This window comes from Polyangium mundeleinium (assembly GCF_028369105.1).
Classification (GTDB): domain Bacteria; phylum Myxococcota_A; class Polyangia; order Polyangiales; family Polyangiaceae; genus Polyangium; species Polyangium mundeleinium.
In genome coordinates, this window is the sequence record NZ_JAQNDO010000001.1 from 5283166 (window position 1) to 5299713 (window position 16548).

Below are 16548 nucleotides of genomic sequence, written 5' to 3' on the forward strand. Positions count from 1 at the left end.
AGGGGCCCCGCGGAAAAAATCACTGGATCGCGCGGGCCGAATGGATGGATGCTGCGCGCGCTCATGCTGCGCGCGCGACTGCCCCTCCTGCTCCTCCTGTTCACCGCGGCCTGCGGCGCCTCGTCCGAGGCCACGAAAGACCCAGCCACGCCCGCCTCCGGTTCGTCCGCAGGGAGCACCGACGAGGCCGCGGAGCCTGCCGCGACGAACGTAGACGTCCTCTCCTTCGGGTGGAAAGTGCCTTGCCGGGTGCCCGTCTTGCGCGTCTCGGAGAAGCGAGGGAAGCGCGCGAAGATGCGCTTCTTCGTCGCGGCCCGCCCCGCCAAGGACGACAGGATCGAGATCCGCATCGAGGGCACCGAATTCCTCGAGATCGACGGCGAAGACGCCACCACCCCCGAGGCCCAGGAGAAGCTCGCCCCGCTGCTCCCGCTGCTCAGCATGCCCGTGCCCATGATCATTTCGGCGGAGGGCGAGTACCTGGAAGCCCGCGAGCTCGATCAGGTCATCGCGCGTCTGCTGGCCGCGCCGGCGATCGCCAAGGACCCGAAGCTCTCCGCGTTCATGGCGCAAACGCTCCGCTCGCCGCAGATGCAGGCGCAGCTCGCCGCGACCGTGGGTGACACCTGGAAGGCCTGGGTCGGCGCGTGGATCGGGCTCTCGAATTCGCCGGGCGAGGTCGTCGACGTGGACGACGAGGTCCCGGTCGGCGCGGAGAGGGTCCCCGTGCGCATGCGCTTCGAGCATCACGGCAAAGTCCAGGACGACGACGCGCTCGTCCGCGTGTCGATCACACAGACCCTCGCGGGCGGAGAAGCCGCGCAGGGACTCGCCCACCTCCTCCGCGAGCTCGCCGGGCCCCATTTCCCCCAAGACATGCCCATTGAAAATATCCGCCGTATCACGCGCACGGAAGCGGAGACCGACCCGCGTACGCTCCGCCCTCGCCACGTCCGGTTCGAGCAGACGATCGACATGACGATGGGCGGAAAATCGCAGTCGACCCGGGAGTTCAAGGACGACACGTTCGACTGGTCCCGCGCCGAGGGCTGCCGCTGACCCCTGCCGTCTCGCCGAGCGCCGTGATAAAAAAGCGGCATGCGAAACGACGGAAAACTCTCAGCGATCCTCCTCACGGCCGCCCTGGGCGCCGCCGCGTGCACGACCGAGGAACGACAGTTCGCGAGCATTTGCGACACGGCGCTTCTTTGCGACGACTTCGAATCGTACGCTGACAGCGACAAACCCGGCGGCAAGTGGCGCACCGTCGAGGTGGGCGGGTCCGTCGTCGTCTCCTCGGAGAACGCCCGGAGCGGCTCACGCGCGGTGAAGATCACGGCGACCGCGATGAGCGGCGATTTCCGCACCGTGATGCTCGCGCTCGACGATACCTCGGTGCTCCCCCCGGAGGGCAACGTGCTTTATGGCCGGGCGATGCTGTTCGTCGAATCCGTGCCCATGGAAGCGGGGGGGATCGGGCTCGTGACGGCGCAGGGGCGCGTACCCGGACAGACCTACAAGGCCTATTACCGGTATGGCGTGCACCATCCGATCTTCGACGAGGCGACGGGCTCGTTCCTCGGCAGCCAGCTCACGGCGTTTTACGACACGCCCGAGTATTACGACGATCCGATGAGCGCTCCTCACACGGCGTGCTGGGCCCACTCGCACTCTGTGGCCGTGCCCGTTGGGCGGTGGGCGTGCTTCGAATGGAAGTTCGACGGGCAAAACAACGCGATGCAGCTCTCCGTCGACGGATATGGCGTCCCCGGCCTCTCCGTGAAGGAGACCGGGGACGGCTGCACGAACCCGGACACCCCCGCGGCTCCCTGGACGGCGCCGCTCTTCTCCGAGATCTACCTCGGATGGGAGTCCTATCTGCCCGACGAGGCGCGCGCGATCTGGATCGACGACGTCGTCCTCGCCACGCAGCCGATCGGTTGTCCCGAATGAACGTTACTTCTTGCCCTTGAACGTCCAGTCGTACGAAACCACGGTCGCGTCGTTTTTCGTGGTGCCCGTGACCTCCATCGAGAGGGCGCCCGTGTCGTCGAAGCTCAGCGTCGCCGAGAGGGGCAACTTGCCCTCCCAGTTCGCCACTTTGACGTCACACGTGTTTTTCACGACCACGAGCTTCGGCGTCGACGCCTCGCCCTTCATCTCGCAGGACGCGAATTTCACGGTGTAGCCGCTGCCGTCCTTCGAGACCGTCACGGTCGCGTCGGGCACCTTGCGCGGCGGCGACTCGTTCTTGGCGACGTCCGCCGTCTGCGGCACGGCGATCTTCACCGTGCCGGACTCCGTGGCTTCGCCCTTGTACGTGCCCGAATAATCCGTGCCACAACCGGCTGCGCCGAGGGCCCCCACCGCGAGAAGACCGAAGAGAAATTGGTGTTTCATCGTGCCTCGTTCGATGCACCGAAGACCAAGCACTTGGCGTGCCGGGCTCGCTCGTCGCCCTACATACACCAACCAGGCCGGTGTTTCACCCCTCGTGAGCGGTGCGGGCTCCGCGCGGCGCGCAAGACGCGCGCGGCGGCGCAGGAGATGCGCCTCGGGCGTGCCCTTCGTCGTTGAGTCGGGCGCGCGCGATCTGGTAGGTAAACGAGGGTGAGCTTCAAGGAGTACGACGACCACGACGCCCTGGGCCTCGCCGCGCTCGTGAAAAAGGGCGAGGTGAGCCCCGCCGAGCTGCTCGAGGAGGCGATCACGCGCGCCGAACGCGTGAACGGGCGGCTCAACGCGATCGTGATCGGCATGCACGTCATCGCGCGCGAGCGGGCGCGCGGCGAGCTGCCCGACGGCCCCTTCCGCGGCGTGCCTTTTCTCATGAAGGACATGGCCACGGCGTATGCCGGCGTGCCGCTCCAGGCCGCGAGCCGCCTCTTTCGGGGCAACGTCCCGGCCCACCACGCCGAGCTCACCGAGCGGTTCCTGCGCGCCGGCCTCGTCGTATTCGGCAAGACGAACTCCCCCGAGTTCGGCATCCTGCCGACGACGGAGCCCGAGCTTTATGGCCCCACGCACAACCCCTGGCGCCTCGGCTACTCGCCGGGCGGATCGAGCGGCGGCGCGGCGGCGGCGATCGCGGCGGGGATCGTGCCCATGGCGCACGGCGGCGACGGCGGCGGCTCGATTCGCATCCCGGCCTCGTGTTGTGGCCTCTTCGGCTTCAAGCCCACGCGCGCACGAAACCCCGTCGGCCCCGACGTGAGCGAGAGTTTTTACGGGTTCGCCGCCGAGCACGTCCTCTCCCGCACCGTGCGCGACAGCGCGGCCGCGCTCGACGCGACGGCCGGGCCCGAGGCGACCGCGATGTACCACGCGCCCGCGCCGTACCAGGGGTTTCTGGCCGCGCTCGATACGCCGCCCGAAAAACTCCGGATTGCGTTCACGAGTGATCCGCTCCTCCACGGCGCCGAGCCCCACCCGGACAACCGGCGCGCCGTCGAGGAGACGGCAAAGCTCCTCGAAAAGCTCGGCCATCACGTGGAGCCGGCGCGGCCGAGCTTCGAAGCGCGCGATTTCGCGAAGGGGTTTTTCCTGCATTTCAGCGCGCTCGTCGCTTCCGAGATCCGCGCGGCGGAGGCCTTCCTCGGCCGTCCGGCGAAGCGCGAGGACGTCGAGCGGACGACGTGGCTCCTGAACCTCGTCGGCCGGAGCACGGACGCGGGGACGTTCGTGTATTACCGGCGCAAGCTCTTCGAGGTGCAGCGCGCGATCGCCGGGTTTTTCCAGGATTACGATGTCCTGCTCACGCCGACGATCGGCAGGCCGCCCGTGCCCCACGGGACGCTGCTCGCGAAGGGCCTCGAGGAGGGCATGCAGGAGCTCGTGGCGCGGCTCGATCGCCCCGAGCTCCTGCGGCTGCCGCGCCTGCTCGACATGGCCGTGGACCGGGCGTATGCGTTTTCCCCGTTCACGCCGGTCTTCAACGTGACGGGCCAGCCTTCGGCGAGCGTGCCGCTCCACTGGAATGCCGACGGTTTGCCCATCGGGACCATGCTCACGGCGCGCTTCGGCGAGGACGCGCGTCTCTTCCGGCTCTGCGCGCAAATCGAGGAGGTCCAGTCCTTCCGGGCGCGGCGGGCGCCCGTGCACGCCGCCGCGTCCGCGGGTTTGGCGTGACGGAATCGCTCAGGGCGTGAAGAGGACCGGATAGACGACCCAGGTCTCCTTCGTCGCCGCCGGGAATACGAGCGCCTGGGCGGCGTCACGCATGCACGTCTCCATCGACTGGATCGAGGCCGAATCCGCGGTGGCCTTCATGGTCGTCACATGCCCGTCGGCGTCGATCTTGAAATCGAGCGAGATACTTCCCTGCGCCGCCGGGTTCCTCTGGAGGACCGTCTCGTAACAAACGCGGAACGAGTTGAAGGATCCGCGGACGACGGCCTGGATCTCCTCGGCCTCGAGCGACGCCGGCACATCGACGCTCGTCGCTTCGAGGGGCAGAGCGTCCATGCCGGCGAGCGTGCTTTCGACATTGTCGAGCTGGGAGAAGCGCGGGGCCGCGATGAGGATCACGGGCGGCGCGCCATCACGTTTCTTCGCGGCCACGAGCCCTTTGCCCTTCGCGAGCCGCGCCTTGATCTCGGCCGAAGGCAGCGGCAGCTCGGCGTCGTACCGCGCGGGGATCTCGCCGCCCTCGAGGTCGTAATAATAAACGACGAGCGAGGAGGCGAGCTCGGCGCGCGCGCGGACGATGCCGATCCACGACGTCTCGCGGTTCGTGTTGCTGTCGACGTTCACCTCGCACGTCGGGCACGTTTTCTCTTTTTCGGCGCGGATCGCGCCGCCCACGTTGAACGTGCCGATCCGATCACTCGAAAAATTGCGATCGCCGCCGAACGCGAGCACCCGCACGCGATATCGTCCGCCCGCGTCGGCCGGGAAATACTTCGCGAGCTCGGCCGCGAAGATCGAGACCGGCGGCTCGGCCGGGGTGAGGCGGCGCTTCGGCGTGTCCTCGCTGCCCGTGAGCAGCTTGCGGAGGCGTTTTTCGGCCTCGGACGAGAAGGCCCATTCCCGGTCGCCCGCGTGCTGCGCGAGGAGGGCCTCGACGGCGCTGATCGCGCCTTCCATGTCGCCATTGGCTTCGAGGGCGCGGCTCTGCACGAGCGTCGCCTCGTCCTGCTCGGTCGCGGTGGCGGCGGGATGCGTGAGCGCGAGAACGATCTCGTCGAGCGCCTGCTTCGGATCCTCGCCCCGGTCGAGCGCGCGCGCGACCCGCTCGATACGAAGCGCGACCGACGTCTCACCGGCCGGCGCCGCCTGAATGGCGGGCGCCTCGGTCCCCTCGGTGCCTTCCCCTGCGCAACCGAGCACGAACGTCGAAGCCAAGGAAACCAGTGCAAAACCACGGCCGAATTGCTTCATCATGATCGAGACCTCCTGTTGGCGCTTGGGGCTGCGGATCGCCTTCGGCGTCCTACGCCCCAAACCCCCTATGGCTGCCATCGCGGCGCCGTCTGGAGACCACTATGCGGCGCGTTCCTGTACGAAGTTTCTCTGCCATGTCACCGTTCGGTCACCGGGCACGGGTCAGTCGCCGCCCGTGCTCGGGGCGCGCGTGAAGCGGTAGCCGGCGCCGCGCACGGTGACGAGGTGGCGGGGGTTCTTCGGGTCGTCCTCGATCTTGGCGCGGAGGCGGTTGATGAAGTTGTCGACGGTGCGATCCGTGCCGAAGTAGTCGGCGCCCCACACGGCATCGAGGATACGCTGGCGGGGCAGGAGCGTGCCCTCGTGGCGCAAGAAGTACCGGAGCAGGCGCATTTCGAGCGCGGTCGTCTCGAGCGGCTGGCCTTTGCGGCGCAGCGTGTGGGCGCGGAAGTCGGCGGTGATGTCGCCGATCTGGAGGACCTCGGTCTCCACCTCGGCGCGCCTGCGCCGCCGGAGGGCCGCGTCGATGCGCGCGCAGAGCTCGGCCACGCCGAACGGTTTTACGATGTAATCGTCGGCGCCGAGCCGCAAACCCCGGACCTTGTCGGGCTCCTCGCCTTTGGCTGTGACCATCAAAATGGGGACCTCGGGGTCCGCCTCGCGGAGCCGCTGGCAAACCTCGAAGCCGTTCATGCCGGGGAGCATCACGTCGAGCAGGACGAGGTCGGGTTTTTGCGCGAGCGCGGCTTCGAGGCCATCCTTGCCGGTGCCCGCGATCTCGACCCGGAATCCCTCGGATCGCAGGGTCTTCGTCATGGCGAGGCGCAAGCCGAGGTCGTCCTCGACGAGGAGAATGGTCTCCTGTCGCCCCGCGGGGCTCTTCGTGCTCATCCCTTCCTCCCTGGAAAAATCAAAAGGAACGTCGCGCCGCGGCCGGGCTCGCTCTCGACGCGCGCCGTCCCGCCGTGCGCGCGCATCACGTGCCGGACGAGCGAGAGGCCGAGGCCGCTGCCCTCGGTTTCCCGGCTCAACTTATCATCGAGCCGCTCGAAAGGCTCGAAGATGCGCTTCTGATCCCGGCGCGAAATGCCGGGGCCCCGGTCCTCGACGCGGATCGTGATGCCCTCGTCCGCGCGCCGCACGACGAGCCGGTACGGCGCGCCGTCGGGTGCGTATTTGCGCGCATTGTCAAGCAGGTTGTCGAGGGCGAGGCGGACGAGCCCCGGATCGACGTGCGCAGGGGCCGGGGCGTCGATGGCGCGCTCGATCGCGGGGACATCGGGGAATCGCTCCTCGAAGGCGAGGAGGGCCTCGTCCGCGACGGTCGCGAGATCGGCCTCGGCGCGCACCGCGGCGAGCCGGCCCTTGGCCATGCGGCCGAGCGAGAGCATGCGCTCGACCGTGTCGCCGAGCCGCTTCGATTCACGCGCGAGCGCCTCGAAGACCTCGTGTTGCTCCTCGGGCTCGACGCGCCCGCTTTCGAGCAGCTCGGCGAACATTCGCACGGAGGAGACCGGCGTGCGCAGCTCGTGCGAGACGGCGGAGACGAAATCGACCCGAAGCTCGCTCGTGCGCCGCGCCGCGCGCATGCGCGCCCATAACAACGCGAGGAGGCCGAGCGAGAGGGCGACGGCGCCCCCGCCGATGGCGGCGAGGACACGGCGGCTCCGCGCGGCGCGACGATCGATCGCCGTGCGATCGACAGGGACGACGTGCATGGCGAGGCCGGGCGAGAGGAGCGTCGTTCCGCGGAGATCGCCGAACGACGACACCGTGGGGGCGAAGAGGGCGCGCTCGCCGGGTTGCATCGCGGGAAACCCCGCGTCGAGGGAGGCGGCGAGGGATTCGCCGAGCACGACGAGGCCCGCGAGCCGGCCGTCGTCGAGCGCGCGGAGGACGAAGATGGCGCCCGGGGCGCGAAACCGCAGCATGCCGGCGCGATCGGGGCCGCCGCGGAGGGCCGTCGCGGCCTCCTCGCTGCGCAAGGCTTCGAGGATCCGGCCGCGCGTCGAGGGAGAACCCTTCAATGCGAGGAGCGCGCGGGCGCGCAAGGCCTCTCCGAGGGCGGCCGCCGTGGTGATCTCTTCGCGCGTGGCCTCGCGCTCCCCGGGCGCGAGGGAGCTCGCATGGCCCTCGATCCAGGCGACGAGGGCCGGGGCCTCGCTCTCCGAAAGGTTGGAGAGCGCGACGACGGGATAAAGGAACCGGCCGCCGGCGCCACGGACGTCCGGACAAAGGTCGAGCAGCTCCTTGCGGGCGGCCTTGCGCGCGCCCGGGTTTTTCGTGGTGGTGAACGTGGCGGCGAGGGTGTTGCAATGGGGGGTCGAGGCCGGCGAGGCGGCGCTCGCGGGCGGCGCGGCCGGCAGGGCCAGGGCGCGGTCGCGATCGAGGAGCAAGGGAGCCGCGAAGGGCGGGACGATGCCGGCGAGGGTGCGCTCGGCGTCCTGGAGATCGGGGCCGAAGCGCGCGGCGGCGAGGGCCACGTCGGCCTCCGCGAGGGCCTGCTCGACGCGGAGCCGGAGCCGCTCGGCGCTGAAGTCGAGCGCGCTCTGCGCCTCGCGCCGCTGCGCCGCCTCCTCGCCCTCCACCGCGCGGAGGCCGAGCACGCCGACGGCGATCGACGGCAGGAGCGCGAGCGTCACGAAGAGGAGGAGATCCCGCAGCCGCGCGGCGCGTTCGGTGAGCACGAGGCAGAGGTTCGCATGGAAATGTCACGGCCGTGTCACGGCGAGAGACCGTCCTTCATCCCCCGAAGACGGCCCGCCGCGCCGTGGGAAAATCCTCCCCCGCGGCGCCGCGGCGGGCCGCGAGGGCCTCGGCGAGGAGGTCTTGTTCGAGGAACGCCTGGACGTCCGCGCGCGTGGCCCCGTCCGTGGGGGCGAACCTCAGGAAATACGGTTTGTCTCCGGTCTTGACGCCCGCCTCGGCGCGCGCGATCACGTGGCGCAGGAGGGCGAGGGCGTCCTTGGGGAGGCCCCGTCCCCCGATCTTTTCGAATGCTTCGGTCCAGTCGAGATCGGACGATCCGCGGAGTTTGTCGAAGGTCAATTCGTAGGCGCGTGCGAGGTCCGGAGCCCAGCCGACGGCGTCGATCGCGGCGTCGAGCACATACTGATGGGAATCGCCCGATACGTCCATGATTTCGGCCTGGGCGAGGCGGAGGCGTCCCTTCAGGGCGGGGTCCGTCACGGCCAGGGATACGACGAGGAACGTGGAGGCATCCGCGCGCTCGATCACGACCTCCTCGTTCATCGCCCGCGCGGCCCAGGCGAGCAGCTCCGCGGGGAGATCAGGATTGTCCGCAAGGGCCGATTTCGCGAATTCTTTCTCGTTGACGTCGTCGTCGTTGCGGAGTCGATCCAGGAAGGATTGGGCGTCCATGCGGGGGAAGATACATGGGACGAGGTCGAGAGTCTGCCTGGGTCTTGTGCCTCGGGCGGCAGGGATGTAGGCTCTGCGACCATGGCCTCGGCCGACGAGATCCCTGCGTGGCTCAAGCTGCATCGCCGCCTCGTGTCCCTGCAGGACGGCGTGGGGGCCACAAACGCCCTGGTCTGCGACCTCTCGGGCAGTATCTTCTGTTGTGGTCTGTCGAGGCGATGGGAGGGCATCCCTGCCTTGCGGCTGGCCGCCACGCTGGGGGAAACGCAGGCCCAGCTCGCGCGCGAGCTCCCCGCGATCGGCGAGATGTTCGAGCGCGTGCTGCGCGCCCGCCCGCCCGGGAAAGAGAAACCCGGCGCGCGCTTCACGGTCGCGCTGGTAGACGAAGAGCCGTTCGCCTACGCGCAATCGTTCGCCGGTGTTTACGTATTGCTGCTCTGCTTCAGCGGGCCGTTCACGCCGTTTCCGGTGGCCTCGAAGGTCCGAGCCGCGCTGCCCGAGATCGAGGCGCTGACGGTGATGCTCCCGCCGCCCGAAGGGCCGGACCGTGAGACAATCGCCATGCGGCTGCGGGGCTGAGCGGCGTTTTCGCCGAGGACACAGTCGCTCGCGCGGCGGGCACAGTCGCTCGCGCGGCGGGCACAGTCGCTCGCGCGGAGGGCACAGTCGCTCGCGCGGAGGGCACAGTCGCTCGCGCGGAGGGCACAGTCGCTCGCGCGGCGGGCACAGTCGCTCGCGCGGAGGACACAGTCGCTCGCGCGGCGGGCACAGTCGCTCGCGCGGAGGACACAGTCGCTCGCGCGGAGGGCACAGTCGCTCGCGCGGAGGACACAGTCGCTCGCGCGGAGGGCACAGTCGCTCGCGCGGAGGGCACAGTCGCTCGCGCGGAGGGCACAGTCGCTCGCGCGGAGGGCACAGTCGCTCGCGCGGAGGGCACAGTCGCTCGCGCGGAGGGACTTCAGACCGGGAGCTCGGGTGACACTTCCTCCCTGCTGGCGATGTCGAGCCGTCCCCTCGGTCGGCGCAAACCGGGGGCTTGGGCACATAGACTGGGACCCTGGGTGACACGGTCCGGCAAGGCGGGTACGTGGCCAAGGAGCTGCGGCTACAACGGAAAGCCGTTCATCCATGCGTGCCTCGACGACCTTTGATGTCGTCGAGAACATATCCGGCATGCGTCGGAATGATGCCCCCCCTTTTCGGCGTCAGCGGGCGAGGATCAGGGGATGACCTCCCATTTCATGATCACCTCGACGGAGCCGGCCGTCAGGTTGGCGAGGCTAAAGCCCTGGGTCTCGACCATGTGGAGGTAGAGAATGGAATAGCCCGACCAGTTTGGCACGTGGCCGCCCTGCACGGCGGCAGAGCGCTTGAGCTGTGTACCGAGCTCCGCATCGTCGAGCCCCCTCGTGACGGGCGCGCTCGACGCGTTGAACGCGGCGATGTACGCGTCGGCAGCGATGCTGTTGCCAAAGCGCATCTCGGTTTGCAGCGGCTGCCCGCCGCTCGTCCCGGTGAATGGGGTCGTTACATGGAGGTAGGCAGCCACGAGCTTGGCGCGCGGGGCCGCCTTGCCGACGATGAGCCGGCGCTGATCCGCTCCCAGCGGGGGCGTCGACGCAAGGAACGCCTCGTACGTATACACTTGCTTCGTCCAGCCGGAGCGCGGCTCGTGCAGGACCTCGCGCGAGAAGCCGGGGCCTTTGTACGTCGGGTCGGGTGCGTAGGTGTGCCCGTAGAGGATGCCGGGCCCGAGCGTGTGGTAGTTGCCGTGGTAGTCCTTCAGCTTCCTGGCCTTGGACGTGGTCGTGTCGTAGGTGTAGTCGTTGATCGAGACGACGCGGATCTGCCTGTTGTTGCCGTGGTCGTTCGCCACGATGGGGTTCGTGCTTCCGTCGATGACGTCGATGTAATCGTCGCAATTCCAGTACAAGGACCCCGTGGAGAACAGGCCAGAGGGCCCGTTGCCATTGATGAGCGGGTCGCCGAGCTGGATGATCGGACGCAGCTTGAGCGGAGGGGGAGGAGGGTCCCCCGGCGCAGGCAGCGGCTGGTGGAGCTTGAGGTTGACGCCGATGAGCGTGAGTGTTCCGCTGTATTTGATGGCGACGCTATTCGACGTGGCCGTGCCGACCCAGGTTCCGCCGATGACCTTCACGGCGCCCGTGACGGCGCCATCCGACGTGATGAACTTCGCGCCGATGTTCACGTTCTCGGTCGCCTGCTCGATGATCGTGGCTTCACCGCCGCCGATCCTGTAATCGGCGATCGTGGTGCCTGCGGTGTTGACGCCCGAGACGAGGAGCATCCCGCTCGCTTGATCCCAGTCGACGCCATAGTGGCAATAGCCACTGATCGAGGTGTCGCGGATCGTGATGTTCTTGGTGTTGCCAGGGCTGAGCGTCTTGATGCAAGCAAGCGTGCTCGAGTCGCTGGCCCCCTGGAGAAAGCAGCTCTCGACCAGGACCTCGGAGGTCTGCGTCTGCGGTCCGCTCTCCGGCCCGAGCGCGAGGCATACGGAATCGGCGCCGCCCGCGTGGGCTATGGAGCAGCGGGAGATACGCCACCCGGACGAGCCCACGCCCCCGTAGATGACCTCACCGGCGCCGTTCTTCACCTCGGCAGCATAGTCCAGGTGAACGCAGTATTTCGCGATGCCCATGCCGTCGAATTCGAGGTCTTCGAGGACGCTTCCGTTCGCGCCCATCAAGTGAATGATCTTCCCGCCGGCCGACCCTGTCCATCGAAGGACGGTGCCGACCATCCCGAGCGTGTAGCCAATCTCGCCGCGAAGGTGGATGGCGCAGCCTGCAGCGCCTCGATACACGAGCGTCTGCTCGATCGGGTAGACGCCTCTCGGGAAGAAGATCACGCCTGCCGTGACATCGGTCTCTTGAACGGGCGAGAACACGTTCAGCGCAGCCTGAATCGCTTCATCGTCCCGCGTCACGCCATCACCCCTGGCGCCGAAATCCCTCACGTTCAACGTGAGCACGCCATTCTCCCGCGTGCTGCCGACGATCTGCCACGCGAGGCCGTCGAATCGCGCCACGACGACTCCAGGGCCGCCGAGATCGAAGAGCAACTGCCCGGCGGCGTCCAGGATGCGGATGCGGTACTGGGACATGTCCGAGCGCAGGAGGGTGATCGTGTCGCTGGGGAACGCGCCGAAGGCGGAGAGCGTGAGGTTGCGATCGCCGGAGAGGCTTTGCGCCGGTATCTGCCGGATCTTCCCTCCCAGTACGTCGATCGTCGTGCTGAGCGCCGAGAGCGTGAGCGTCACCGGGCTTCTCAGCAGGTTGCCGTGCAGCTGGTCGATGCGGAATTTGTCGGTGTGGTTGGGGATTTGCTCGAACCTGATCACGCCGCTCCCCGGGGTCGGCGCGTCGGACGTGCATTGCCAGCGCGTGTTATCGAGCGTATCGCCCTCCGACACGAACACCCGCAACCCGAGCAGCTCTGCGGCCGTGTCGAAATCGGGGTCGCGGATGAGGGTGAGGGTGGACGCATCATACACATAGACGCCATTCTCGGACGACGAGCTTTGGATGCGGAGCAGGGCGCGGTCGCCCGGGACCAGGTTCTTGCCGTCGAGCTGGTAGGGCGGCGCACCGGGCACCGGAATGTGAACCGTCGAAGCCAAGCGAACCACAGTCGTTGTCATTCAGACCTCCTGAGGCGGCACCGTGTCGCCTTGAAGTCCGCTTAGACGCGTCACGCGTCCTGAATGGCAAATGAACTATGTTGAAGAATGTCCTATCCGTAATGGAATGTTGCATCGCCACGGCATTTGTCGTCGTTGCATTGCACATCGTGCGGGCTCGTCGTGCCGAAGACGCCAATGTCGACCAAGTCCGATGCGCGGTGGACGAGGCGGGGAAGGGAGCACCGGATGCGGAACCATCCGCGAGCGGCAGCGATTTGTAGGCCGAGGATCCGGGCGGCCCCTGCACATCCCTCTTGACGTGCGTCCCAGCACAGCCTTTGATGCCGAACGCAAGGACTGGCATGAGCTAATCAAACCGTTGTCCCGCATTCTCCGACGCAAGGAGCGCCACAAGCATGACAATGACTCTCAAGGATGCCCTCGCGCAGCTGGAATCTCTCGGTCACGAGAAGGTCCGTGCGCAAAACAAAAAACATGGCGCGGGGGACCATCAGTTCGGCGTCCGTCTTGGTGACATCCGGAAGCTTGCCGCGAAGTTCAAGACCAACCAGCCGTTGGCCATCGCGCTCTGGGACACCGGGAACATCGATGCCCGGCTCCTGGCAATCCTTCTGCTCAAGCCCCAAAACCTGTCTCGCGACGAAATGGATCGGATGGTGCGGTCGGTCGACTTTGTGCAAGTCGCGGACTGGCTGAATGCCAATGTCGTCAAGAACCATCCCGACAAGGAGTCTCTTCGCCAATCATGGATGCAAGACGATGACCCCTGGGCCGCCCGCGCCGGCTGGAGCCTGACGTCAGAGCGCATCGCCAAACGTCCGGACGGACTCGATCTGCCAGCGCTTCTGGACCGTATCGAGGCTGAGATGGGGAATGCTGCTTCGGAAGTGCAATGGACGATGAACTTCTGTCTTGCAGGAATCGGCATTCACTTCCCCAAGCTTCGGAAGCGCGCCCTTGCTATCGGCGAAAGATTGGGCATCTATCGCGACTATCCGGTGTCCAAGGGGTGTACCTCGCCGTTCGCCCCCCTCTGGATCAACGAAATGGTGCGTCGGCAAAGTTGATCCATCGGACGGAACTGTCACCCAGCCTCCCGGTCTACCTGTCACTCAGGTAGCCGGTCTGTACCGCTGGCTTGGCCGCGGCGATCCCTATAAGATCGGACCCCAGGAGGTTTTTCATGCGCACGCATCGACCTGTCATGCTCGTGACGCTCCTTTCGGCCATCGCCGTCGCAATGTTCGCCGCGCCTGGATGCGAGGATGACAAGACGCAGGCGAGCAGCGGAGGACCGGAGCCGACAGAGAGCGATTTCGTCTCCAGGTATGTGAAGGCCGTCTGCGACCGCACGTTCGCGTGCTGCGACGCGGCGGCCCGGGCCGCGCGCGGCCTGGACGCGAGCTCCGCCGACGCGTGTGCCTCGGACCTCAAAGCGATTTTCATTGCCATCGGCGGCGGAGGCGAGGTGAAGGGCACCTTCGTCCCGGAAAAGGCGGAGGCGTGTCTCGCCGAGGTGGGCGCCGCCCCTTGCGCCGAACTTGAAATCCTGGGCGCGCTTTTGGGGGTGGACGAGAAGTTCACGCCGTCCTGCCTCGATGCGTGGGACGGCTCCGTGCCCGAGGGCGGGACCTGCGGCACGGACTGGGACTGCGCCCGGGACCGCTGCGTGCGCAACGTCGATTCGAGCGGGCAATCGACGTCGGCATGCAAAGCGAAGGCGGTCGCCGGAGAGCCATGCACGGCGACGTTCGACTGCGAGGAGGCGCTCCGGTGCGACGCGGGGGCGTGCGCGCCGCGGCTCGCCGTCGGCGGGTCGTGCAAGGGGAGCGTCGACTGCCAAGAGGAGCTTCGCTGCGCCGAGGACGGCACATGCCAGGCGCGCGAGCAGGTGGGCGGTGCATGCACGTCGGACGAAGACTGCGCGGTCGGCGCTATGTGTGTTGGCGCCACGTGCGCGCCGCTCGGCACCGCCGGCGCGCCCTGCTCCTCCGACGCGGACTGCGCGTCTTCCGCGTGTGTGGATGCGACGAGCACCTGCGCCGACGTCTGCAAGGGCAGTTGATCGCAGCGGAGGAGCGAGGCTCTCGGGTCGTCTTGTTCGTCCTCGGTCGCCTCGATCCGAATTCGATCGTCTCCGCGAGCGAGCAGTTGACGGCCCTGCAGATTCGCTGTTAGCTGGGCGTGAAGATGAAACCCGTAACGCCGACCCCGCTCCCGCGCACTTCCCTCCTCGTCCGCGCCGGGCAAGCCGCGGTGCTCACCGCGGCGCTCTTGCCGGGGTGTGGGGGTGACACGACGGGCGGAGGTGGCGACATCCCGCCGCAGGCGCCGAATCCGACGACGAGCTCGACGGGGCCGGGCGGTGGAGGGGGCGCGGGCGGCGAGGGCGGCTTCCTCCCGCCGCAGCCTGGGCCCGGGGGAGGCGGCGAGGGCGGCGTCCTCCCGCCGCAGCCTGGGCCCGGCGGGGGAGGAGGCGCGGGCGGCGTCGGCGGTGGAGGTGGCGAGGGCGGCGCCATCCCGCCTCAACCCAATCCGGCCGGCGGGGGCGCCATTCCACCCCAACCCCCGGAATTCAAATAAGCCATCGCCGATGGGCGGCAGCTCTCGGTTCAGGACGCGCAGCGTCCGTTCTCCACAGGCGACCGCGGGGGCCCGAGCAGCGACCCGGCTCTCGGCCGACGCGCTCGATTGGATCGTGCTGAACCTCGCGCGCGGCGTGGCGCCCCGCGAGATTGTCGCGACGCTCTCCGGCGCAGGCCTTCCCGTGGCAGCGGTCAGGAGCGCGCTCGACGAGCTCGAGCATTCGCAGATCACGCCGGCCTATGTCCGCGCGGTCGACGAGCGCGCCCGAGCCCGCGAGATAGGTCGGCTCCCGCAGCTCGTCGGGCGAGATGAATGCGCGCTCGTGGAGGTCTCGTGGTGCCCGCCCGCCGACGTGTTCCATCGCCAGCACTGGCTCGGCAATGCCCCGCTCGTCGTGCGAGGGTACGTGGAGCAATGGCCGCGACCACCGCGCGTTCGTTTCGAGGACCTCCGACGACGATTTGCCGACGTCGAGATCGAGGTCGCCCGCGGTCGAACCAAGCACACGCGCCCCGACCTCGAATTCACGGAGCTGCGGGCGAAGATGCCGTTCGGGGACTACCTCGATCTCGTCACGAGCGCGATCGGCAACGACGTCTATCTCGTCGCGCGCAACCGCGCCTTCGAGGACACCGCGATCGGGCAATTGCTCGACGAGATCGAGCTGCCCCCCGATCTCTTCCCGCCGCCGCGCCGCGGGGCCATGTCCTTTTGGCTTGGGCCCGAGGGCACGCACACGCATCTGCACCACGACGGGACCAACAACTTCTTTTGCCAGATCCTCGGCAAGAAGCGGGTGCTCCTGGTGCCGCCCAGCGCGACGATGGTGGCGGACGCGGCCACGGGTTTTTACGCCTCGCATACGAGCGAAGACGTTCGTCGAACCCACCCCGAGCTCGTCCATGAAGTGGAGCTCGCGCCGGGAGATGCATTGTTCATTCCGGTCGGCTGGTGGCACGAGGTATGGAGCCTGTCCCCGAGCCTCTCGCTCGCCGTCGTGGGCTTTCGATGGCCGAGCAGTTATGACTACCGGCCAGGGCGTCCGCTCCGCCAGCGCGAGTCGCTCGTTTGAGGCGGGCGAGCGCCCGGGCACGACGCATGATGACCGAAGACGAACACAAGCGGCTCGCCGACGGGATCCTGGGCGGCGCACAGGTCGACAAATGAGCACGTCGAACAATGTCACGCGTATCGATATGCGTGGGGCCGTCCCTCTCGCGAACGGCACCCTGGTCGACGTATGGATCGCGCAGCAAAAGGGCGGCATGTTCTCGAACAACTACGAGGGCACCTGGCTGCAAGTGGTCGACACCGGCGTGATCTATTCGGACGCCTTGTTCTATCGAGAGGCGAGCTCCGTGATTCATCGCGAACATCCTGCGTCGCTGGAGGTGCGCGGCGATCTCCACACGCTCGCCAGGCTGCGCGGCCGCATCGTCTATTGCCGCGTCGCGTTCACGCACGAGCACCAGATGACCACCCTGCTCGTGCAATACGAGAACGCACCTGCTGTCTATCGCTGACGCTGGGCT

15 protein-coding genes are annotated in these 16548 nt (G+C 67.8%); 9 read left to right on the forward strand and 6 right to left on the reverse strand.

Annotated elements, in window-relative coordinates; all coding sequences use genetic code 11:
- Positions 1-48 precede the first annotated feature (48 nt).
- Together POL67_RS21110 and POL67_RS21115 are read left to right on the forward strand one after the other, a co-directional pair.
- On the forward strand, positions 49-1059 hold the full coding sequence (locus POL67_RS21110; protein ID WP_271919771.1) for a hypothetical protein: 1011 nt from the start codon (positions 49-51) through the stop codon (positions 1057-1059).
- Between the two features lie 39 nt (positions 1060-1098).
- Positions 1099-1953, forward strand: a complete 855-nt coding sequence (locus tag POL67_RS21115) for a hypothetical protein (RefSeq protein WP_271919773.1) — start codon at positions 1099-1101, stop codon at positions 1951-1953.
- 3 nt (positions 1954-1956) lie between these two features.
- Here the strand turns inward: POL67_RS21115 and POL67_RS21120 are convergent, their stop codons facing one another.
- The gene (locus tag POL67_RS21120; protein ID WP_271919775.1) at positions 1957-2400 is read right to left on the reverse strand and encodes a hypothetical protein; all 444 of its coding nucleotides are present in this window, start codon (positions 2398-2400) and stop codon (positions 1957-1959) included.
- 210 nt (positions 2401-2610) lie between these two features.
- Between POL67_RS21120 and POL67_RS21125 the strand changes: the two genes are divergently transcribed.
- Positions 2611-4128, forward strand: a complete 1518-nt coding sequence (locus POL67_RS21125) for an amidase (protein WP_271919777.1) — start codon at positions 2611-2613, stop codon at positions 4126-4128.
- Positions 4129-4137: 9 nt separating this feature from the next.
- Here POL67_RS21125 and POL67_RS21130 read toward each other — a convergent pair whose 3' ends face one another.
- The 4 genes from POL67_RS21130 to POL67_RS21145 form a co-directional block, all read right to left on the reverse strand.
- Positions 4138-5382, reverse strand: coding sequence for an AgmX/PglI C-terminal domain-containing protein (locus POL67_RS21130; RefSeq protein ID WP_271919779.1), 1245 nt, complete (start codon positions 5380-5382; stop codon positions 4138-4140).
- Between the two features lie 162 nt (positions 5383-5544).
- Entirely contained in the window at positions 5545-6273 is a 729-nt protein-coding gene (locus tag POL67_RS21135) for a response regulator transcription factor (RefSeq protein WP_271919781.1), read from the reverse strand.
- The gene (locus tag POL67_RS53675) at positions 6270-8069 is read right to left on the reverse strand and encodes a sensor histidine kinase (RefSeq protein ID WP_271919783.1); all 1800 of its coding nucleotides are present in this window, start codon (positions 8067-8069) and stop codon (positions 6270-6272) included. The genes POL67_RS21135 and POL67_RS53675 overlap by 4 nt, the downstream gene beginning before the upstream one ends.
- A gap of 55 nt (positions 8070-8124) precedes the next feature.
- On the reverse strand, positions 8125-8763 hold the full coding sequence (locus tag POL67_RS21145; protein ID WP_271919786.1) for a hypothetical protein: 639 nt from the start codon (positions 8761-8763) through the stop codon (positions 8125-8127).
- A gap of 81 nt (positions 8764-8844) precedes the next feature.
- On the opposite strand from POL67_RS21145, the gene POL67_RS21150 reads away from it, so the two are divergent.
- On the forward strand, positions 8845-9342 hold the full coding sequence (locus POL67_RS21150) for a hypothetical protein (protein ID WP_271919788.1): 498 nt from the start codon (positions 8845-8847) through the stop codon (positions 9340-9342).
- Between the two features lie 640 nt (positions 9343-9982).
- Here the strand turns inward: POL67_RS21150 and POL67_RS21155 are convergent.
- Positions 9983-12427, reverse strand: a complete 2445-nt coding sequence (locus POL67_RS21155; protein ID WP_271919789.1) for a glycosyl hydrolase family 28-related protein — start codon at positions 12425-12427, stop codon at positions 9983-9985.
- A gap of 398 nt (positions 12428-12825) precedes the next feature.
- Here POL67_RS21155 and POL67_RS21160 point away from each other — a divergent pair, with 398 nt between their 5' ends.
- The 5 genes from POL67_RS21160 (at position 12826) to POL67_RS21180 (ending at position 16539) form a co-directional block, all read left to right on the forward strand.
- Positions 12826-13497, forward strand: coding sequence for a DNA alkylation repair protein (locus tag POL67_RS21160; RefSeq protein WP_271919791.1), 672 nt, complete (start codon positions 12826-12828; stop codon positions 13495-13497).
- A gap of 116 nt (positions 13498-13613) precedes the next feature.
- Positions 13614-14495 carry a hypothetical protein gene (locus tag POL67_RS21165; protein WP_271919794.1) on the forward strand — a complete coding sequence of 294 codons (882 nt, stop codon included), beginning with the start codon at positions 13614-13616 and terminating at the stop codon, positions 14493-14495.
- Between the two features lie 125 nt (positions 14496-14620).
- Entirely contained in the window at positions 14621-15013 is a 393-nt protein-coding gene (locus POL67_RS21170) for a hypothetical protein (protein ID WP_271919797.1), read from the forward strand.
- Between the two features lie 10 nt (positions 15014-15023).
- The gene (locus POL67_RS21175; protein WP_271919799.1) at positions 15024-16088 is read left to right on the forward strand and encodes a cupin-like domain-containing protein; all 1065 of its coding nucleotides are present in this window, start codon (positions 15024-15026) and stop codon (positions 16086-16088) included.
- A gap of 91 nt (positions 16089-16179) precedes the next feature.
- A complete protein-coding gene (locus tag POL67_RS21180; protein WP_271919801.1) occupies positions 16180-16539 on the forward strand; it encodes a hypothetical protein in 360 nt (119 codons plus the stop codon).
- The last annotated feature ends 9 nt before the right edge of the window (positions 16540-16548 follow it).